The organism is Deefgea rivuli DSM 18356, from assembly GCF_000620145.1.
GTDB lineage: Bacteria > Pseudomonadota > Gammaproteobacteria > Burkholderiales > Chitinibacteraceae > Deefgea > Deefgea rivuli.
This window is the reverse complement of the sequence record NZ_JHVM01000014.1, coordinates 1-18,297: the sequence shown is the minus strand read 5'-3', so window position 1 is coordinate 18,297 and position 18,297 is coordinate 1. Positions and strand designations below refer to the sequence as shown.

Sequence of the window (18,297 nt, the reverse complement as noted above, 5' to 3'; positions counted from 1 at the left end):
ACTGAGCATTGGGCAAGATGCTGGAATAAGATAAATATTCCTGAGGAGACGGCAAATGCAGACAACGCGAATTGAAATCCAGCAGCACGGCGGTGTGGAAGTGATGGCACTGGTGCCGGCCGATTTGCCGCCCTTGGGCGCGGGCGAAGTGCTCTTGCAGCATTTGGCCATAGGCGTAAATTTTATTGATACCTATCATCGCAGCGGCCTTTATCCGCTGCCTATGCCGTCGGGCTTGGGTTTAGAAGCTTGTGGCGAGATTATCGCGCTAGGGCATGGTATTCATGATTTGCAAGTTGGCGACCGCGTCGCCTATGTGGGGGCGGGTGTTGGCGCGTATGCAAGACACCGTATTGTCTCTGCGGATAAGCTGGTGCTGGTTCCTGAGGCAATACCTAATGAAGTTGCCGCTGGAACCTTGCTACGCGGAATGACGGCGCAGTATTTATTGAAACGCACTTTTGCGGTGCAAGCCGGGCAAACGATTCTATTTCATGCAGCAGCAGGCGGCGTTGGGCAAATTGCCTGCCAATGGGCGCAAGCTTTGGGTGTGAGAGTGATCGGCACGGTTGGCTCTGCAGAGAAAGCAGAGCAAGCCAGCGCGTGGTGCGATCACGTTATTGATTACAGCGATGACGATTGGGTGGCGCAAGTGCGCGATTTGACAGATGGTCAAGGCGTGCCGGTGGTGTACGACGGCGTAGGCGTCGCGACCTTTGCCGGATCGCTCGATTGCTTGGCGATGCGCGGCATGATGGTGAGCTTTGGTAATTCATCGGGCGCAGTGCCTAGCTTTAATCCGGGCTTATTGGCACAAAAAGGTTCGCTGTTTTTTACTCGACCGACTTTAGGACATTACACCGCCAATCGCGCTGAACTGGTCGAAACCGCGCAAGATTATTTCGCCGCGCTGGCCAAATCGTGGATCACGCCGCAAATTGGCCAAAGTTACGCCTTGGCGGATGTACAGCAGGCGCACTTGGATTTGGCCGCGCGCCGTACTCAGGGTTCGACGATCTTATTGCCATGACAACATTGATCTATTTGCACGGATTTTTATCCAGCCCACTGTCGCAAAAAGCACAAGACACGGCGGCATGGATGGCGCAGCAAGGTTTGGCGGCGCATTATCTCTGCCCAAGCATTCCGATGGAGCCGCAAGCGGCTGAGCAAATGCTCACAGAGCTGCTCGCGCCTTTGCAGGGTGATTTTTGTTTGATCGGTAGCTCATTGGGTGGATTTTTCGCCACATGGGCGGTTGAGAAATTTGGAGGTAGAGCGGTGCTGATTAATCCGGCCGTTCGTCCGTATACTTTAATCAATCAGTATTTGGGCGAGCAAACCAATTACCAAACCGGTGAAATCCATTTTATCGACGCCAGTTTTGCTGATAAACTTTGTCAGCTTGAGCGTGCGCCGAGCGCTTTTGATCGCTACTGGCTACTCGTACAAACGGGCGATGAAGTGCTGGATTTTAAGGATGCAGTGCAATGGTATGCCGCCAGCCAGCAAACAATTATTCCTGGCGGTGACCATAGTTTTATTGACTACCCAGCGTATTTGCCCGAAATCTGGGCATTTGCTTGTCAAAGAACGACGAATTAATTGATTACAAAGGAAAGGCATGTTTACACCGCAAAGTGGCATTTTGCCCGCTGCTTCGAGTAATGGTTTGTTTTTATTATTTCGCCGCCGCCTCGGTCGTCGAGCCGATGCCGAACTGAAAGCGTTCTTTGCCACTTTGCCGAGCAAGGCCGACGAGCTGGCTGCAGCCCATCCAGAAGCGCAGTTCTGTGTGGTGCTAGGATTTGGTGCTGAAGTTTGGCCGGAATTTTATTTGGGCGAAAAGCCTGAATTGCTGCGAAGTTTTCCGCGTATTCCCGGTGCGATTCATCCCGCACCCTCTACTTCGGCCGATGTCGTGTTGCATTTACGCGCTGAGCGTTACGATTTGCTGCATGAATTTGCCACGATGGTGGTGCAAGCCAGCAGTCATTGCCTTGATGTGATTGAAACCACGCATGGTTTTCGCTACCGCGATTGCCGCGATCTCACCGGCTTTGTTGATGGCACAGAAAATCCGCAAGATGAAGCCCGCGCGCAAGTGGCGCTGGTTGGATCTGAGGATGCGGCATGGGCGGGCGGCAGCTATTTGCATATTCAGCGCTATGTACACCGCATGGAAACGTGGAATAAATTGCCGGTGAAGCAGCAAGAAGCCGTGATAGGGCGCACCAAAGAAAGCAATGAAGAATTAGCCGATGACGACAAGCCACTTACCGCGCACATTAGCCGCGTGGTGATTGAAGAAAATGGGGAAGAACTCGAAATCCTGCGCCATTCTTTGCCGTATGGCACCCCAGGTGGCGATCAAGGCCTGTATTTCGCGTCGTATTGCAAAACGCCCGCGAATTTCGAAAAAATGCTCGCCAAAATGATCGCACCAACGTCCGATGGCCGTGTCGACCATCTACTCAATTTCAGCCGCGCCGTCAGCGGCGCAGCGTTCTTTGCCCCAAGCCGCGAGGCGCTGGCGCGATTAGCAAAGTAAATGATTCAGCCATTTTAAAGCCGTTCAGTTTGATGGCTGAACGGCTTTTTTATGGGTATTTGTTCCTAAGCTTTTTAGCTAATGGCTTGTGGCTATATACCTATAGATTTTTCTGGTGCTGCTTTAGTTCGTTTCCGCAAACAAGCGCTCTGCATACACCGCCTCAGGAAACACACTTCGCCACCATAGATCTTTGGTGTAGAAGCTGTCATTGCTGGCGCAACGTTGGGCGACGGCGTCGAAGAATGGGTCGGTGTTATTCGTCAATCTTGCTAGTTCTGCGGGCAGGCAAAATAGCGGGCGGTTTTGTAATTTTTCGGCGATGGCTTGTGCTTGTTCGGGGTGGCGGCTGTATTTGATGAATAGTGGTACATCGCCGCGAATTCGCGTTTGTTCATTGCTTAAAATGTTTTTGAACTGCAAATTGTTTGGGTTACGGTTGCTAAAAAAGCTGGCGTCCAAAATGCCGCGTTCAAAAAACTCCTGATTCAATCCCGGTTTATGGTCGCCAAAAATCACGATCACCACATCGCGTTTGCGTTTTTTTGCGCTGGCTTCGAGTTGCTGTGTGAACGCGGAAAAATCATCTATCGCTTGGTCTAGGCGTTCTTGATATTGGCCGACGCCGCTGTCGTTTTGCTTGATAAACGGCCCGTGCGTGTTCACGGTGACCAAAAACATAAACTGTTTTTTCCCCGCTGGCGCGACGTGATAGTGCGCTAAAGCTTGCTTGTAGAGCGATTGATCTTTTGGCCAGCCGTCTTTACGTTTCCAATGCATTTGGTCGACAAAGGCAATTTGCTCAAAGCCCAATTTCGGGTAGACCGTTTTTCGTTTCCAGAAAGTGCCAAAGTAATTGTGCATGCCAATCGTGGTGTAACCGACATCATTCAGTGCATGCGGTAGCGCGCTGATTTTGTCGCTAAATTGGCCCGCGAAGTTTTGAAAATCGATGCCCGGTAGCGTGTAGGCCGATAGGCCGGTGAGTGCTTCAAATTCCGCTTCGGCGGTGCCGCCGCCGTACACCGGACTAATCACGCGGGCTTCGGTAAACCCAGCCTGCGTGAGTTCGGCCATTTTGGTCGCAAAGCGCGGCTCGGTATAGCAAGACTCACACATCACAACGACGATATCGGGGCTGCTGGGATTGGCTTCGGGCGGCAAAGTTTGCGCGTAAAACTGGTGCTGGCCGGCTTTGGGTTTATGCGCGGTTTCGGCGGTGAGTAGCAAATGTCCCAAAATGCCATTGTCTTTGGCATTCACGCGGAAGTTGTAATTGGAATAATTGCTACCCAGATATTGCGCCATCAAAGGCTGGGCATAGGCCGACATTCTACCGGTGCGATCAAGCTGCATGCCGACCAAAATACACAGCAGCAGTGCCATGCCAAGGCGTAACGCGCGCAGTGGCGGGCGACGCCATAGGCCGTAGCCCAGCGCTGCGAACAGGATGAGCGCATACGCCCAGATATGCCAATCCATATAGCCAGTGAGCGCCATGCCTTGGCCGACTTCAAACAAATCCACGCCGAGCAAAGGCTCGCTGGTTGCAGCTTCTTTCACATACGAAATATTTAGCAGCAACCCTTCCAGCGCCAAAGTGGCGACCACGGCAGCCCAACGCTGCAAAAATGCCGCGAAGAAAAAATACAGCAGCAAGGAAAAGCCCATTCTGGGCATATTCCATTGTGTATCCACCCAGATTCTGCCGCCAATTAGCGCCAGAATGGGCAAAAGAGGAAGAGCGAGGCGCAGCAAAAGCGCGGGCGAGAAAGAGCTTGGTAACTTCACTATCAGGCTACGATTAAAATTTAAAGACACAATTATAAAGCTTGGATGAAGTTTTGTTATTAGGTAATAAGTTGGCCTGATTAAAGGTGCGGGATTTTCGCCGCACCAGTGTGAATTTGCAGTGATTGGATGGGGATGTACTTATTTACATTAGCGTTTTATGATGTTTATACTGCATTGGGGTATTATAATGCAAGCTATGTATCGCATGGCTTAGCGTTGATTACCCTAGCTAATTCCTTGCGTTTTCTGATGAGATCCTTGCTGTATTGTTAGCTTGGTTTCAGCAAGTGTTGGCTGTACTTTTCCTTTTATCCGTTCAAGTGTGCCACTCGCTTGAGTGGCGCAGATCATTCGGCCGAAGTCGGCCTATGCTGAAGTGCACTTTGATTGCATTACGGAGTTGCCATGCGGGCTCGGTCGAAAATTCATTTTTCTCAAGGTTTTACGCTGATCGAGGCGATGGTGGTCGTGGTGATTTTAGGCATCCTGCTGTCGATTGCCTTGCCATCATTTACTCAAATGATGGCGAAGAAAAACACAGTGAGCGGCGCAGAGGCGGTGTTGTCGGCGATTAATTTGGCGCGCAGCGAAGCCATTCGCTCGAATCGAAACTCGTATCTGGTGGTCGAAAGTGGTACGGTTTGGTGCGTGGGTGTCGCGCGCGCCAGTGGCACACCCAGCAGCCCGTGCAGCTGTCAGCCGGGAGCGAGCACGGTTTGTGATTTGCTCAATTACACCGTGGCGGAAGGCAAAAACACCAGCTTGACTAAAACCGGTTTTGACGCGATTCAGTTTGATGCGGTGCGCGGTTTTCCCTTGAGTAAAACTTCAACCGTATTGACTAGTAATCAGGTGATGACGCTCACGAGCCAGCGCGATAGCCAAATGGCTATCACGATTACGCTTAATCCGGTTGGGCGCTTAAAATCCTGCGCCAAAACAGCAATGGCGGGGTATCCGGCATGCCCATAATCCATCGCTCACTAGGCCGTGCACGCGGCTTTAATCTCATCGAGCTGATGATCGCAATGACGATTGGCTTATTTTTATTGCTGGGCGCGAGCACGTTTTTTATCAATATGCTGCAAAGCAGTGGCAATAATCTAACGCGCAATAAACTCGATGCCGAGCTGCGTCTGGCGCTGCAATTTATTAGTAATGATGTGAAGCGCGCCGGTTATTACCAAGGCCTACCGTCTTTGGCAAGTGCCGATCTAGCTGAGCTAAGCACTGCGGGGATCACCGGAAATAATATCAATCCGATTAATGCCACAGTGAATCCAGATACGTTTTTACGCATGTATCGCCCTGTTGTTACGCCAGCGGGCAGTTGCCTCTTGTATGGCTACAACCGTAACGGCAATTTAACAGCCGATCGCAGAGTAGATTTGTATGACGATGGCGAGTTAACCGGAGTGCGCTTGAGTAATGGCGTGTTGCAGGTGCGAACTTCGTGTGTGGTGTGTTCGTATACCAGCTGCTCGGCGGGAACGTGGAGCGATCTCACGGATAGCACCTTGATTGAAATTACCGCCCTCAGTTTTAGCAATGGTGATCTGGCCTGCAGCGGCTCGTCGCCACCTGCATCGCAATGCCCGTGGCCCAGCGGCGCGCCGGTGTTGTCTTTAAAAGTCACCATCAGTGGTCGTTTAACGACTCGGCCGACTGAAGTGCGTCAGTTGACGACGACCGTCTGGCTAGAAAACCGAGTGACGGCATTTCAGTGAGGTGAGTGATGAAGATACGGCAAGCAGAAAATGGAATGGCCACGCTGTTTACTAGCATTATGATTTTATTGCTGTCGACCGGGATTTTGGCTTACCTCAATCGTGGTTTGTTTATTGAGCAAAAATCGATTTCCAATCAAATGTGGAATGTACAGGCACGCCATGCGGCGGAAGCTGGAATTGATTTTTTTATTGCCGATATTCAGCGTAATAGCAGTCTGTATTTAGATACCAATAATGTGATGTTGACGGCGAGCAATGCGGCGCTGGATAACAATGGAAATGTGATCTTTGCCGAGAATCGAGTGATTGGTAGTCTGAATGCATTGGGTCGTGCGAGTGCCTTCTTTTTTCAAGTTAATCAAATCAATAACAATACGCTGCGTATCGCGAGCACTGGCTTTGCCGATTGCCCAGCGCTGACAGGGACTTTTTCCAATTGGTCGAATTTATGTTCGGCCAAGACCGTCATCACGCAAGATTTGAATCTGGCGGCGGTGGGCTTGGCGAATTCATTGACTGTGAGAGGCAGTGTCAATGTATGGGGCGCGGTGGATGTCAGTATGCAGCCTGATTCACCACTGACTGGCGTATCGTTAAATTCAGGCAGCACGGCCACTGGCGCACCAGCGCAGTTTCGCAATGGGAAAAAAGGCTGGGCTGATGACAGTAAAAAAAGCGACAGCACTTTAGCCGGTACCAGTGCCAACGATTTGTTTTATAGCGTGTTTGGTCAGCAGCCGAGTCAATATCTGGATGTGAGTAAATTTACGCGTTATCAGACTTCGGGTGGGCAAACTACGGCCGCCTACGACAACAGCATGTATCGCCGCCTGAGCGTGGCGGAATTTAATGCCGAATGCCAAAACAAAAATAGCGAATTAAGGCGGCCCTATAAGCCTGCATCGTATACGCCGACGTATGTGGCGGGGCCCGATGCCAGTTTTACCAAAACCCCACGCGGTGCCGTGTACTGGATAGATCCATCGCTGGATGCGGGCGCAGCAGGAACGATTAATCTGATCGCAGGGAAAAACTGCATTGCGGGATATAGCCAAACGCTAACTACCGATAATGGCGCGGGTGCGATTTCCGGCCCACCCGATGTGCCTGCGCTGAGCAGTGCCGACTTTATTCCTCTGGCCGCTGGCGACCCAGCGATTGGTAATGCCGCACTGGCGGCAGGTTATTCGTATAACCGTGGTGTGACCTTGATTTTTGATGGCAATTTAACTTTGCCGTCTAAATCACGGCTACTCACTTATGGCGCGAGCTATGTGCGTGGCAATCTCAATTTCACTGGCGTAATGCAAATCAATGGTGCGGGGATTGTTGATGGCGACATTGTGGGAACGGGTTCATTTGCGACTAAAACCGAGCTGCGCCACTTGCAAGGTTTGAATATTTTGGCGAATTTTTCGGTTTCTCGGCAAGCGGGGCGCTGGCGTGATTATGTTCAATAAGCCTTTTTCTACACGCCAAGCCGGTGTGGGTTTGATTGAAGTGCTGATTTCATTATTGATTTTGGCGGGCGGCTTTTTAACGCTTACGCGATTTCAAACGCAGATCACGCAAAATCAGGCGATTGCGATGCAACGCGCCGAAGCGACCTTGCTCGCGAATCAGCAAATGAATCAGTTGATTCAGCAATCCAGCGTCGCAAGGCTAACTCCGCAATCGAAGACGGCGGGCAGCATCGCTGGCGTCAATGCCACTTATGAAATTAACTGGCTCACCGTGAATAAAAGTAGCGCCAGCCCGAGTAGCTTTAATAACAATACCAACTGCGCGACTGGATGTGACGTGCAGCGGATTGATGTGCTGGTGTACTGGAATGATGTCACTAATGCGCGGAACAATGTTAGTTTGAGCCGTTTGATTAGTTTGCGATAAACATGGGTATATGAATGTAGGCATTTTTTCACCATGGCTGCATTTATATACCCATTATCTTTGATCCCGATTTGCTTAGTTTAAGTAAATAGCTGTGTGACCTGAGCGCTGGCTTGGCCGCTGGCTTGCCAGGCGCGCCATTGGCGTTGAATGTGGCGGATGCGTTGTTGTAGCAAGGTGGGGTCGACATAGCTGCTGCTGTGATTGTGTTCAATCAGCGCCTCGCCCCAGTATTGAACGGCGGATTCAGTCAGTGCCCATGCACCGTCCAGATCGGTGATTTGCCACAGCCAATACGGCGACAATAAACCATGCGCGTGCAGTAATTCGGGCGTGACGGCGATGCCAAGGCGCTGGAGTTGATCTTGCCAGATTTGCCGTACATGTCGATTCGCATGTTCGCGCTGGATGCCGCTGCTGCGCTGCTGCTGATGCTGTCGGTAACGCACCAGCGGAACCCCCAAATTCGCCAATTGCCCGTGCAAACCCAATCGGATTAAAAAATCCCAATCCTGCGCCATATCCATTTTCGGCGTGTAATACACGCCACTGGCGAGCCAGCGCTGGCGATTAATCATCAATGCAGGCTGCGCCATCGCGCAATAAAATAGATTATCGACTGTAATCTCGGTGTGGCTTAATGGAAATAAGCGCACCGATGCCAACGGATTGGCCTCGTCAAACACGTGCATATCACCCGCCACGGCAATCACATCTGGATTCTGCTGCAAAAACTGCGCGGATTGAATAAAGCGCTGCGGCAAGCTGATGTCATCGGCATCGTGAAACGCAATCCAATCGCCCGTTGCCGCCGCCATGCCGGCATTTCTGGCGCAAGATACGCCTTGATTGCTCGCCAGCTCAATCATTTGTACGCTCATCAACGGCGCTTGCTGAATAAAGTCAGCAATTTGCCCCTGCCCTGAGAACGAGCCGCCATCGTTAATCAAAATCACTTCGACTTGCTGAAATTCCCGCCAATCGGCCTGCAAGAGCCCTTGCAGCATCTCGCTAAAATGCGTGGGATTCGGATTGAAAAAGGGAATAACAAGGCTGATTTTCATTGGTCGTCGGTCATCAATGGGGTTGCCATTTATACACTGAGTGATTGCCCTTTGCTTGATTTTTGCTGGGTTGATGGCGTATTGACTACTGCACATCAGCGCAGCAGTGATGCTGGGGCAGTACCTATTGCTCCCGAAAGAAAATAAGGCGTTTGTTTGATATTTCAAAAAAGTTACGGCATAGTGAGCTGCAAATTATGCTGACATCAAGTTTTCATATTCACAGTTTAGCGATGGGTTTAATTCAAAGGAGTTGTAAAAATGAGGTCGATTCGTTTTGGCTTAAGCGCATTTGTCGCAACGGCAACTTTACTTTGCAGCCCTGTGCAAGCGCGTAATGAAGGCAGTGAAATTTTCCAAAGTGGTCTTGCATCGGTGGTGATGTCGCCGCTCTTATCATTGAGTGGCAAGCCAATCGAAGCATCGGCTGCGTTGGGAATGGGTGTGGGCTTGACCGTGGTCGGCATGAGTCAGATGGGCGGCGAAGTGAGCGCAGTGACGTTAGAAAAAGCCAGTGATGGCAGCCGCTATATGATTAAGGTCAGCGAAGTGATGTTAAAAGAAGTGGGCTTAACAGTGGGCACTTCGGTCAAGGCCGTCGCGGAGAGCACGGGCTACGCTTTAGTGGCTTCGGGTAAATTATTGGCATTTATCCCGAATGAAATCGGTATGGCGTTACTGCACCAATCTCGTGTGACCGCCAAATAGTTTTTTAGCAGACGGTGTCTGAGCTGTGTAGCGCATGTAGGTACTTAAATAAGGGGCAACAATGCGATTGATTCATCTGACTTTGGCGACAATCTTAAGCTGTACGATGCTCCCGACTTGGGCAGGGCGCCCGTGTAAAGACGAAGCGCCGAAAACGGAAGTGTTCCGCCAAGCGATGTCGGCGGCGTATGCCAATCAATTAGAGCTGGATAAACTCAAGCCGCAGGTGGCTTTGATCGCACGGGTGGGGCAAGACTTATCCGAGTATCGCCTTAAATTTTCTCACATTGGTTTTGTTTGGCGTGATCCATCGCAAGCGGAGCAATGGCGTGTTAAACATTTGCTCAATCAATGTGGCACGGCGCAATCGGATTTATGGACTGAAGGTTTGGGCAATTTCTTTATGGACGATCCGTTTTCTTATGATGCGTTGATCATTGTGCCGCCGCCTGAAGTGCAGGCCAAACTGTACGCATGGCTGTCTGATCCTGCCAAAATGCAAAAAATGCGGGGTGAACGCTACAATATGTTGGCCTATCCATTTTCAACTGAATATCAAAATTCAAATCAGTGGGTGCTTGAAGGTTTGGCTTCGGCGATGAGCCGCGATCTGGAAATCAAAAATCGCGAACAAGCGCAGCAATGGTTGAAGTTGATGAATTATCAGCCGACGGAATTAAAAATCAATACGCTCAAACGCCTTGGCGGGCGCATGTTCCGCGCGAATATTGCGTTTGATGATCATCCCACTGATAGGCGCATGAGCGGGAAGATAGATACGATTACCGTCGATTCGATTGTGAGTTTTCTGCAATTACAAACCAAAGGTAGTCGAGCGTATGTGGTGCCAGCGCAAGCGGTGCCAGCTTTGCAATGAGATGGTGTCGCTGATTGACAGTCAGCGATGAAGTTGCCGCAATGCAAAAAGCCCAACTTTTCAGCTGGGCTTTTTGATTTGGTATTGGGTGTGGGTCGTGCGGGATTCGAACCTGCGACAAATGGATTAAAAGTCCACTGCTCTACCAACTGAGCTAACGACCCAACGAGTGGGGTACTACTTATTACTGGTGGGCTGTGGCGGGTTCGAACCGCCGACCTACGGATTAAGAGTCCGCTGCTCTACCAGCTGAGCTAACAGCCCTCGCAAGGGAGTGGTGGGTCGTGCGGGATTCGAACCTGCGACAAATGGATTAAAAGTCCACTGCTCTACCAACTGAGCTAACGACCCGAACTGCTTCGTTCAGAGACAGCGATTATAGTGGGTTTGAAATAATCGTCAACCCTTTTTCGTAAAAAAGTTCAAAATAGTGACCGTAATATGACACTGCATTGCGAAACGGCCATCGCGTACAATGTGTTTATCTTTTAATTTAGGGAGAGCGAAGTGCGTTTATTACATACGATGTTGCGCGTAGTGGATTTAGAACGATCACTGGCTTTTTATTGTGATGTGTTGAGAATGCGCTTATTGCGTCAGCAGGATTACCCTGCCGGTCGCTTCACTTTGGCATTTGTGGGTTATGGCGAAGAGGCCAATCAGACCGTGATCGAGTTAACGCATAACTGGGATACCAAGGCGTACGAAATCGGTACCGCGTTTGGGCATTTGGCGATAGAGACGGATGATATTGTCGCAACGTGCGAGGCAGTGCGCGCTAAAGGCGGTAAAGTAGTGCGTGAACCAGGGCCGATGCAGCATGGCACGACCGTGATTGCTTTTGTGGAAGATCCAGACGGTTATAAAATTGAATTTATCCAGCCTTAAGGGTATGTGATCGCAGGCATTATTTAATAATGTTTACGGGCATATACATCGTATAAACCGAGTTTAATTGAGTGCTCTGATGATTAAAAAATTACTCTGGCTGCTCGCTGCGGTGCCGGGATTGGCGATGGCGGCAGATTTTGATGGCGCGCAGCTCTCTTTGCTATGGGCTGCGCCGTTTGCGGGTTTGTTGTTGTCGATTGCGCTATTTCCTATTTTTGCGCCGGGATTTTGGCATCATCATTTCGGCAAAATTTCGGCGTTTTGGGCGGCGGCATTTTTGCTGCCGTTTATTGCTGTGTATGGCGTCGCACCAGCGAGTGGAATTGTGGCGCACGCAATTTTGGATGAATATGTCCCGTTTATTTTGATTTTATTCGCGCTGTATACGGTGTCGGGTGGGATTTTGGTGCGCGGTAATTTGCACGGTTCGCCTGCACTGAATACCGGTATTTTGGCATTCGGTACGGTGATTGCATCGCTGATGGGGACGACGGGCGCGGCGATGTTGCTGATCCGCCCGCTGCTGAGAGCCAACGACAATCGTCAACATAATGTGCATGTGGTGGTGTTTTTTATTTTCTTGGTTGCCAATATCGGCGGCGGTTTAACGCCATTGGGTGATCCACCACTGTTCTTGGGCTTTTTGAAAGGCATCGATTTCTTGTGGACGGTCGAGCATATGCTGGCACCGGTGGCGTTTGCCGCGAGTATTTTGCTGGTGATGTTTTACGCGATTGATAGTTACTTCTATAAGAAAGAAGGCATATTGCCGGTGGATAAAACCCCTGACAGCAAATTGCAATTTTTTGGTCTGTGGAATTTTGCATTGATCGCGGCGATTGTCGGCTGCGTGGTGATGTCGGGCGTGTGGAAGCCGGGGATTGCTTGGCATGTGCTAGGTACAGAATTGGCGCTGCAAGATTTAATGCGTGATGTGTTGTTGGTGGTGATTGCGCTGATTTCTTTGAAACTCACGCCAAAACAAGTGCGCGCTGGTAATGATTTCAATTGGGGGCCGATTTTAGAAGTCGCCAAGCTGTTTGCCGCGATCTTTATTGCGATGGCGCCAGCGATTGCGATTCTGCGCGCGGGCTCAGCGGGTGAAATGGCCGATTTAGTCAAAATGGTGAGCACGGCCGATGGCGCGCCAATTAACTATATGTATTTCTGGATGACCGGGATTTTGTCGGCCTTCTTGGATAATGCACCAACGTATCTGGTGTTCTTCAATCTGGCGCACGGCGATGCTGAAATGATGATGGGGCCGATGGCATCGACCTTATTGGCGATTTCAGTCGGTGCGGTCTTTATGGGGGCGCTGAGCTATATCGGGAATGCACCGAACTTTATGGTGAAAGCGGTGGCTGAAGATCGGGGTGTGAAAATGCCAAGCTTCTTCGGTTATATGGCGTGGTCGTGCGTTTGCCTGTTGCCGGTGTTTATCTTGATGACATTCGTGTTCTTTTGATTGTTGAATTGCTTGATGGAAAGGCCAGCATTGCTGGCCTTTTTTTTCGCCCACAGTTTGCATCGTAAAATCGCTGATGAGTATTTCGGAGGCGTTGTGGATGAGCTGGCTTCTTGGCGTTGCAGTGGCGTGGTGCTGCGTTGAAAGAGTGGCTTGAAAATGACGTGATTTGATTATTTCAATCTACATAAAGTCAATGTAATTTATAAAGTGTTTTGCTCTGTATTTGTCACTGGCATGTTTTACTTCTAATGTTATTATTTCCTGTGTTGGCTTTGCTTCACTGGTTGATCGGCGGTGATGTTGGGCTGTTTTTGTTTTGCATCAAATAGCAATAGCCGAAATATTCATGTCTTGCCGCAACTTTGATTTGTATCAGTAGGCAACTGTAGGGTCTCCGTATACTGCATCACATAAGGTGATTTCCTCAGTAGCAATCACCGAGCAATTACACTATCACAACCCCGAAGAGGTTTAACCGTGGCTCAACTATCAAAAGAACAAATTGGTAAAATGCATCGTTACTTCCAGGCAGCGAATTACCTGTCTGTAGGTCAGATTTATTTGCTTGACAACCCAATGTTGAAACAACCATTGAAACGTGAGCACATCAAGCCACGTCTGTTGGGTCACTGGGGCACGACTCCGGGTTTGAACTTCATTTTTGTTCACGCCAACCGTGTGATTGTTGAGCGCGATGTATCGATGATTTACATCACTGGCCCTGGTCATGGCGGCCCTGGTTTCGTTGCAAACACTTGGCTCGAAGGTTCGTATGAAGAATTCTTCCCAGCGATTGACCGTACTGAAGCCGGTATGCAACGCTTGTTTAAACAATTCTCTTTCCCACGCGGCATACCATCGCACGTAGCACCAGAAACCCCAGGTTCTATGCACGAAGGTGGCGAATTGGGTTATAGCGTTTCACACGCTTACGGCGCAGCGCTGGATAATCCAGATCAAGTTGTGATCGCAGTGGTGGGTGATGGTGAAGCTGAAACTGGCCCGTTGGCAGCGTCTTGGCACTCAACTAAATATGCACATCCGATCAATGACGGTTTCGTATTACCGATCTTGCATTTGAACGGCTACAAAATTGCCAATCCAACACTTCTTGCCCGTATGGATAAAGAAGAAGTGACTAACCTATTTAAAGGTTACGGCTACGAGCCAATTTTCGTTGAATTGAAACAAGAAACCTTCAACGACAAGCTCGAAACATTCGACCAAATTCACCAAGACATGGCTGCGGCGATGGACTTGTGTATGGATAAATTTGCTGCGATTCGTGCAAAAGCTGAAGCTGAAGTGGCTGCAGGCCAACCGATTGTTCGCCCACGCTGGCCAATGATTGTGATGCGCACGCCAAAAGGCTGGACTGGCCCGAAAGAAATTAAAGGCAAAAAAGTAGAAGACTACTGGCGCAGCCACCAAGTTCCATTCTCTGATATCGATGCAGAAAATGTGATCAACTTGGAAAACTGGATGCGCTCGTACCAAGTTGAAACCTTGTTCAACGACGATGGTTCAGTAAAACAAGATATCGTTGATTTGGCACCAAAAGGCATTAAACGCTTTGGTTCTAACCCAGTCGTGCATGGTCAGATGAGTAAAGACCTGAAAATGCCTGACTTCCGTAAATATGAAGTTAAATTTGCGAAACCAGGTACTGAAAATGCAGAAATGACGCGCGTCATGGGTAAATTCCTACGCGACGTGATGAAAGAAAACGAAGCTGAGAAAAACTTCCGTATCTTTGGCCCAGATGAAACTGCATCGAATCGTTGGAACGATGTGTTTGAAGTATCAGGCAAAGCATGGATGGCGAACTTCTTCGAAGAAGACAAAACCAATGACTTCTTGCAACAAGATGGCCGTGTTATGGAAATCTTGTCGGAGCACACTTGCCAAGGTTGGCTCGAAGCGTACAACTTGACCGGTCGTCACGGCTTCTTTAGCTGCTACGAAGCGTTTATCCACGTGATCGATTCGATGTTTAACCAACACGCAAAATGGTTGAAAACAACGAAACACATCAACTGGCGCAAACCAATTCCGTCATTGAACTACTTGTTGACTTCACACGTTTGGCGTCAAGACCACAACGGTTTCTCGCATCAAGATCCAGGTTTCTTGGATCACGTGATCAACAAGAAAGCTGAAGTGATTCGTGTGTACTTGCCAGCAGATGCGAACACCTTGTTGTCAGTGACTGATCATGTATTGCGCTCACGCCACTATGTGAACGTGATCGTTGCGGGTAAACAACCTGCATTGCAATATCTAACGATGGAACAAGCGATTAAACACGCTACAACGGGTTTGGGTATCTGGGACTGGGCATCGAACGACCAAGGCGGCGAGCCAGATGTAGTGATGGCGTGTGCGGGTGAAATTCCAACGATGGAAGCCTTGGCGGCAACTGATTTGCTACGCCAGCACTTCCCAGACTTGAAAATCCGTTTCGTTAACGTCTGCGATTTGATGACCTTGCAACCAGAAGAAGAGCATCCACACGGCTTGTCGGATCGTGAATTTGATTCAGTCTTCACGACAGACAAACCAGTGATGTTTGCCTTCCACGGTTACCCATGGTTGATCCATCGCTTAACTTACCGTCGTAACGGCCACGCCAACATCCATGCTCGTGGTTACATCGAAGAAGGTTCTACTTCGACTCCGTTCGATATGGTTGTGGTGAATCAGTTGGATCGTTTCAACTTGGCCATCGATGTGATTGATCGTGTACCTAAATTGCAAAAAATTGGTGCTCATGTTCGTCAAAAACTGGTTGGTAAATTGGTTGAGCATGCTGAATACATCGCAGAATTCGGCGATGATATGGATGAAGTGAAAAACTGGAAATGGACATACTAAGCGCGATTGCCCAGTAATGGGCGAGTGCTGAATGATAAAAGCCCGTACCTTTTTGGTGCGGGCTTTTTTTGATATTGCAGCTAATGAATTGATTTAATAAGATAAATCCCTTGCAGCAGAGATGGACTCAGTCCGATACAATGTTGCTATGCAGTACAGCCCAGTAAAGTCGTTTGTAATCATCAAAAGAGATTTGATCGTGTCCCAACCCAGCGAAACCCTACAAGCTTTATGCGCTATCGCCCGCAATGTGGCCGCGACCGAGATCATGCCGCGCTATAAAAAAGTCGTGGCGGAAGTGAAGCATGATGGCAGCCTGTTCACCGAAGCCGATTTAGCCGCACAAGTCGCCTTGCAGCGCTTGTTGCCGACCTTGGTTGACTGCCCAGTTTTGGGCGAGGAAATGACGCAGGCCGAGCAAGAGGCATTGTGGGAACAGCACGCCGATGGTTTGTGGGTGGTCGATCCGATCGATGGCACGAGTAATTTCGCGCATGGCTTGCCCTACTTTGCCGTATCGATTGCCTTATTTCGTGCGCATCGCCCGGTGCTGGGCGTGGTCTATATTCCGGTATTGGACGAATGTTTTGCGGCGGAAGCGGGGCAGGGCGCGTGGTTGAATCATGAGCGGCTGCCGTTTTTGGGTGATGATAAAGTCTTGAAACATGCGATGGCATCGGTCGAAACCAAATGGTTATCCGGCCATTTGGCGACGCGGATTGTGACGGTGAATCCGTATCATAGCCACCGTAACTTTGGCGCATCGACGATTGATTGGTGCTGGCTGGCGGCAGGGCGCACTGATGTGATGCTGCACGGCGCGCAAAAACTCTGGGATTACGCTGCGGGGGTGTTGATTTTGCTGGAGTCGGGTGGGGAAGTCGGTTCGATTTTCCACAAGGACTATTGGCAAGAAAACCCATGGCATCGCAGCGCCGTCGCCGCACGCACGCCATCACTCTATACGGCGTGGCAAGCGTGGGTACAAGCGAATAAGTAGGTATTACTTTGTAGACTTTAATCAATAATGGCTAGGTGTCTATACCTAGCCATTATGTTGTCTATCCTCTGGCGCTTAAGCCGCCAATTGTTCCAGTATATATTTAGCGCCTTTATCGATGCCTAAGTGTTGCACCAAGTAGGGCATCATTTCTTTGAGTTCTTTGGCCAAAGTCCACGGCGGATTTAAAATAAACATCCCGCTGCCATGCATGCCAAAACCATCAACACGCGGCGCATGAATGGTGAGCGCCACATGTACCCAGCTCTTTGCACCAAGCTTTTTCAATTTCTCTGGCAGTTGCTTCGTTTCTTCACGCGACAATTGCGGATACCACACGGCATACGTGCCCGTCGGGAAGCGCTCTAATGCTTCTTTCAGCGTTTCAACGACGCGCACATAATCATGCTTCTCTTCATACGGCGGATCAATCAGCATCAAAGCGCGGCGTGGCGGCGGCGGTAACACGCTTTTGATGCTAGCAAAACCATCGGCTTGCACCACTTTGGCTGCGCGGCCTGCATCGAGGAAATTCTCGGTGAGTAATTTACTGTCGCTCGGATGCAATTCAAATAAACGCAATTTATCGTCGCGACGTTGCAAAGCTTGCGCCACATACGGCGAGCCGGGATACAGCTGCAAATGTGCGCTCCCCGCGTTCAGCTCTTTAACGACATCAATATAGCGTTGCAGCGGCGCAGGTAAATCAGTGCGCTGCCATAGTCGCGCGATGCCAGTTTCGAACTCGGCATTCTTGGTTGCATAGCCTTGCGTTAGCGAATACACACCCGCTCCCGCATGCGTATCGATATACCACCAAGGTTTATCTTTCTGATTCATATAATCGAGCAACATCACTTCGATGCAATGCTTGAGTACGTCGGCATGATTGCCGGCGTGAAAGGCGTGGCGATAACTGAGCATATATATACATATAAAAAGGGCTTGAATGGCGCAATTGTACGCGTTCGAGCGTTTTGCTTAAGTTTTGATTAGATATAAGGTGATTTATCGCGGCGATGTTGATTGGGCTTGCTTCGGTTTTAGCAGTCGCGTTGCTTTAGTGCTAATTTTATATTCTATGTAAATCAAACGCTTATCTACCTAGCCCCATTTTATTTGCACGCAGGTGTTGACGCACCTGCGGGGCTGCCGTATATTTCGGCCTCTCTGCTGCTGACACAGCAAACGAAACAAGCAGTTTTCCAGCGAGTTTCGGTGTCTAAGCCACTGATCTTTAACAAAATACAGCCGATGAGTGTGAGTGCTTGGTTTGCCAGTCAAACAAGTGCTTACACTCTCAAAATGATCTGTTGAATGTAAATTCTTCAGGTTTGAAGTGATGTAGGAATGGCGTTAAAACCATTTCAAAAGTAAGCCAAGTTGTACAAATTAGCACAGAGATTAAACGAAAGAGTTTGATCCTGGCTCAGATTGAACGCTGGCG

16 protein-coding genes and 3 tRNA genes are annotated in these 18,297 nt (G+C 49.6%); 13 read left to right on the top strand and 6 right to left on the bottom strand.

The window, feature by feature from the left end:
* Positions 1-55 precede the first annotated feature (55 nt).
* From Q320_RS0107235 to Q320_RS0107225, 3 genes are read left to right on the top strand one after another with little or no spacing between them, the layout of a single operon-like run.
* The gene (locus tag Q320_RS0107235) at positions 56-1,030 is read left to right on the top strand and encodes a quinone oxidoreductase family protein (RefSeq protein ID WP_027468450.1); all 975 of its coding nucleotides are present in this window, start codon (positions 56-58) and stop codon (positions 1,028-1,030) included.
* On the top strand, positions 1,027-1,605 hold the full coding sequence (locus Q320_RS0107230; RefSeq protein ID WP_027468449.1) for a YqiA/YcfP family alpha/beta fold hydrolase: 579 nt from the start codon (positions 1,027-1,029) through the stop codon (positions 1,603-1,605). Before Q320_RS0107235 ends, Q320_RS0107230 begins: the two co-directional genes overlap by 4 nt.
* Positions 1,606-1,624: 19 nt before the next feature.
* Positions 1,625-2,551, top strand: coding sequence for a Dyp-type peroxidase (locus Q320_RS0107225; RefSeq protein WP_027468448.1), 927 nt, complete (start codon positions 1,625-1,627; stop codon positions 2,549-2,551).
* Between the two features lie 123 nt (positions 2,552-2,674).
* Here the strand turns inward: Q320_RS0107225 and Q320_RS18895 are convergent, their stop codons facing one another.
* Positions 2,675-4,342 carry an LTA synthase family protein gene (locus tag Q320_RS18895; RefSeq protein WP_156939015.1) on the bottom strand — a complete coding sequence of 556 codons (1,668 nt, stop codon included), beginning with the start codon at positions 4,340-4,342 and terminating at the stop codon, positions 2,675-2,677.
* Positions 4,343-4,750: 408 nt separating this feature from the next.
* Between Q320_RS18895 and Q320_RS20700 the strand changes: the two genes are divergently transcribed.
* Genes Q320_RS20700 through Q320_RS0107200 form a run of 4 tightly spaced genes read left to right on the top strand, consistent with a single transcriptional unit; the run spans position 4,751 to position 7,965 of the window.
* Positions 4,751-5,317: a GspH/FimT family pseudopilin gene (locus Q320_RS20700; protein WP_051534553.1), complete on the top strand. Its 567-nt coding sequence runs from the start codon at positions 4,751-4,753 to the stop codon at positions 5,315-5,317.
* The gene (locus Q320_RS20695) at positions 5,308-6,072 is read left to right on the top strand and encodes a prepilin-type N-terminal cleavage/methylation domain-containing protein (protein ID WP_027468447.1); all 765 of its coding nucleotides are present in this window, start codon (positions 5,308-5,310) and stop codon (positions 6,070-6,072) included. Before Q320_RS20700 ends, Q320_RS20695 begins: the two co-directional genes overlap by 10 nt.
* Positions 6,073-6,080: 8 nt before the next feature.
* Positions 6,081-7,535, top strand: a complete 1,455-nt coding sequence (locus Q320_RS0107205) for a hypothetical protein (RefSeq protein WP_156939014.1) — start codon at positions 6,081-6,083, stop codon at positions 7,533-7,535.
* Positions 7,525-7,965 (top strand): PilV family protein, encoded by a 441-nt coding sequence (locus Q320_RS0107200; RefSeq protein WP_027468445.1) that lies wholly within the window; start codon positions 7,525-7,527, stop codon positions 7,963-7,965. Before Q320_RS0107205 ends, Q320_RS0107200 begins: the two co-directional genes overlap by 11 nt.
* 80 nt (positions 7,966-8,045) lie before the next feature.
* Here the strand turns inward: Q320_RS0107200 and Q320_RS0107195 are convergent, their stop codons facing one another.
* A complete protein-coding gene (locus Q320_RS0107195; protein WP_027468444.1) occupies positions 8,046-9,029 on the bottom strand; it encodes a glycosyltransferase family 2 protein in 984 nt (327 codons plus the stop codon).
* 261 nt (positions 9,030-9,290) lie between these two features.
* On the opposite strand from Q320_RS0107195, the gene Q320_RS20690 reads away from it, so the two are divergent.
* Complete coding sequence (locus Q320_RS20690) at positions 9,291-9,737, top strand: hypothetical protein (protein ID WP_051534552.1); 447 nt, start codon at positions 9,291-9,293, stop codon at positions 9,735-9,737.
* A gap of 61 nt (positions 9,738-9,798) precedes the next feature.
* Positions 9,799-10,614: a DUF2145 domain-containing protein gene (locus Q320_RS0107185; protein ID WP_035852973.1), complete on the top strand. Its 816-nt coding sequence runs from the start codon at positions 9,799-9,801 to the stop codon at positions 10,612-10,614.
* Between the two features lie 91 nt (positions 10,615-10,705).
* Here the strand turns inward: Q320_RS0107185 and Q320_RS0107180 are convergent.
* From Q320_RS0107180 to Q320_RS0107170, 3 genes are all read right to left on the bottom strand, one after another.
* Positions 10,706-10,778: transfer RNA gene (locus tag Q320_RS0107180), tRNA-Lys, on the bottom strand.
* A 24-nt stretch (positions 10,779-10,802) separates the two neighbouring features.
* Positions 10,803-10,878 (bottom strand) — tRNA-Lys (locus tag Q320_RS0107175).
* A gap of 11 nt (positions 10,879-10,889) precedes the next feature.
* A tRNA-Lys gene (locus Q320_RS0107170) sits at positions 10,890-10,965 on the bottom strand.
* Between the two features lie 156 nt (positions 10,966-11,121).
* Between Q320_RS0107170 and gloA the strand changes: the two genes are divergently transcribed.
* The 4 genes from gloA to Q320_RS0107140 all read left to right on the top strand — a co-directional run bounded on the left by gloA (position 11,122) and on the right by Q320_RS0107140 (position 16,850).
* Complete coding sequence (gloA, locus tag Q320_RS0107165) at positions 11,122-11,502, top strand: lactoylglutathione lyase (protein WP_027468442.1); 381 nt, start codon at positions 11,122-11,124, stop codon at positions 11,500-11,502.
* A gap of 79 nt (positions 11,503-11,581) precedes the next feature.
* Complete coding sequence (locus Q320_RS0107160) at positions 11,582-12,973, top strand: sodium:proton antiporter (RefSeq protein WP_027468441.1); 1,392 nt, start codon at positions 11,582-11,584, stop codon at positions 12,971-12,973.
* Between the two features lie 480 nt (positions 12,974-13,453).
* On the top strand, positions 13,454-15,850 hold the full coding sequence (locus tag Q320_RS0107145; RefSeq protein ID WP_027468440.1) for a phosphoketolase family protein: 2,397 nt from the start codon (positions 13,454-13,456) through the stop codon (positions 15,848-15,850).
* Positions 15,851-16,049: 199 nt separating this feature from the next.
* Positions 16,050-16,850: an inositol monophosphatase family protein gene (locus Q320_RS0107140; protein ID WP_281174232.1), complete on the top strand. Its 801-nt coding sequence runs from the start codon at positions 16,050-16,052 to the stop codon at positions 16,848-16,850.
* Positions 16,851-16,925: 75 nt separating this feature from the next.
* Here Q320_RS0107140 and Q320_RS0107135 read toward each other — a convergent pair whose 3' ends face one another.
* Positions 16,926-17,774 (bottom strand): 23S rRNA (adenine(2030)-N(6))-methyltransferase RlmJ, encoded by an 849-nt coding sequence (locus tag Q320_RS0107135; RefSeq protein ID WP_027468438.1) that lies wholly within the window; start codon positions 17,772-17,774, stop codon positions 16,926-16,928.
* Positions 17,775-18,297: the final 523 nt, after the last annotated feature.

What these genes read in the sequence shown, in the direction of transcription:
- Q320_RS0107235 (WP_027468450.1), top strand. Translation starts at nt 56, where the DNA reads ATGCAGACAACGCGAATTGAAATCCAGCAGCACGGCGGTGTGGAAGTG.
- Q320_RS0107230 (WP_027468449.1), top strand. Translation starts at nt 1,027, where the DNA reads ATGACAACATTGATCTATTTGCACGGATTTTTATCCAGCCCACTGTCG.
- Q320_RS0107225 (WP_027468448.1), top strand. Translation starts at nt 1,625, where the DNA reads ATGTTTACACCGCAAAGTGGCATTTTGCCCGCTGCTTCGAGTAATGGT.
- Q320_RS20700 (WP_051534553.1), top strand. Translation starts at nt 4,751, where the DNA reads ATGCGGGCTCGGTCGAAAATTCATTTTTCTCAAGGTTTTACGCTGATC.
- Q320_RS20695 (WP_027468447.1), top strand. Translation starts at nt 5,308, where the DNA reads ATGCCCATAATCCATCGCTCACTAGGCCGTGCACGCGGCTTTAATCTC.
- Q320_RS0107205 (WP_156939014.1), top strand. Translation starts at nt 6,081, where the DNA reads ATGAAGATACGGCAAGCAGAAAATGGAATGGCCACGCTGTTTACTAGC.
- Q320_RS0107200 (WP_027468445.1), top strand. Translation starts at nt 7,525, where the DNA reads ATGTTCAATAAGCCTTTTTCTACACGCCAAGCCGGTGTGGGTTTGATT.
- Q320_RS0107195 (WP_027468444.1), bottom strand. Translation starts at nt 9,029, where the DNA reads ATGAAAATCAGCCTTGTTATTCCCTTTTTCAATCCGAATCCCACGCAT.
- Q320_RS20690 (WP_051534552.1), top strand. Translation starts at nt 9,291, where the DNA reads ATGAGGTCGATTCGTTTTGGCTTAAGCGCATTTGTCGCAACGGCAACT.
- Q320_RS0107185 (WP_035852973.1), top strand. Translation starts at nt 9,799, where the DNA reads ATGCGATTGATTCATCTGACTTTGGCGACAATCTTAAGCTGTACGATG.
- Q320_RS0107160 (WP_027468441.1), top strand. Translation starts at nt 11,582, where the DNA reads ATGATTAAAAAATTACTCTGGCTGCTCGCTGCGGTGCCGGGATTGGCG.
- Q320_RS0107135 (WP_027468438.1), bottom strand. Translation starts at nt 17,774, where the DNA reads ATGCTCAGTTATCGCCACGCCTTTCACGCCGGCAATCATGCCGACGTA.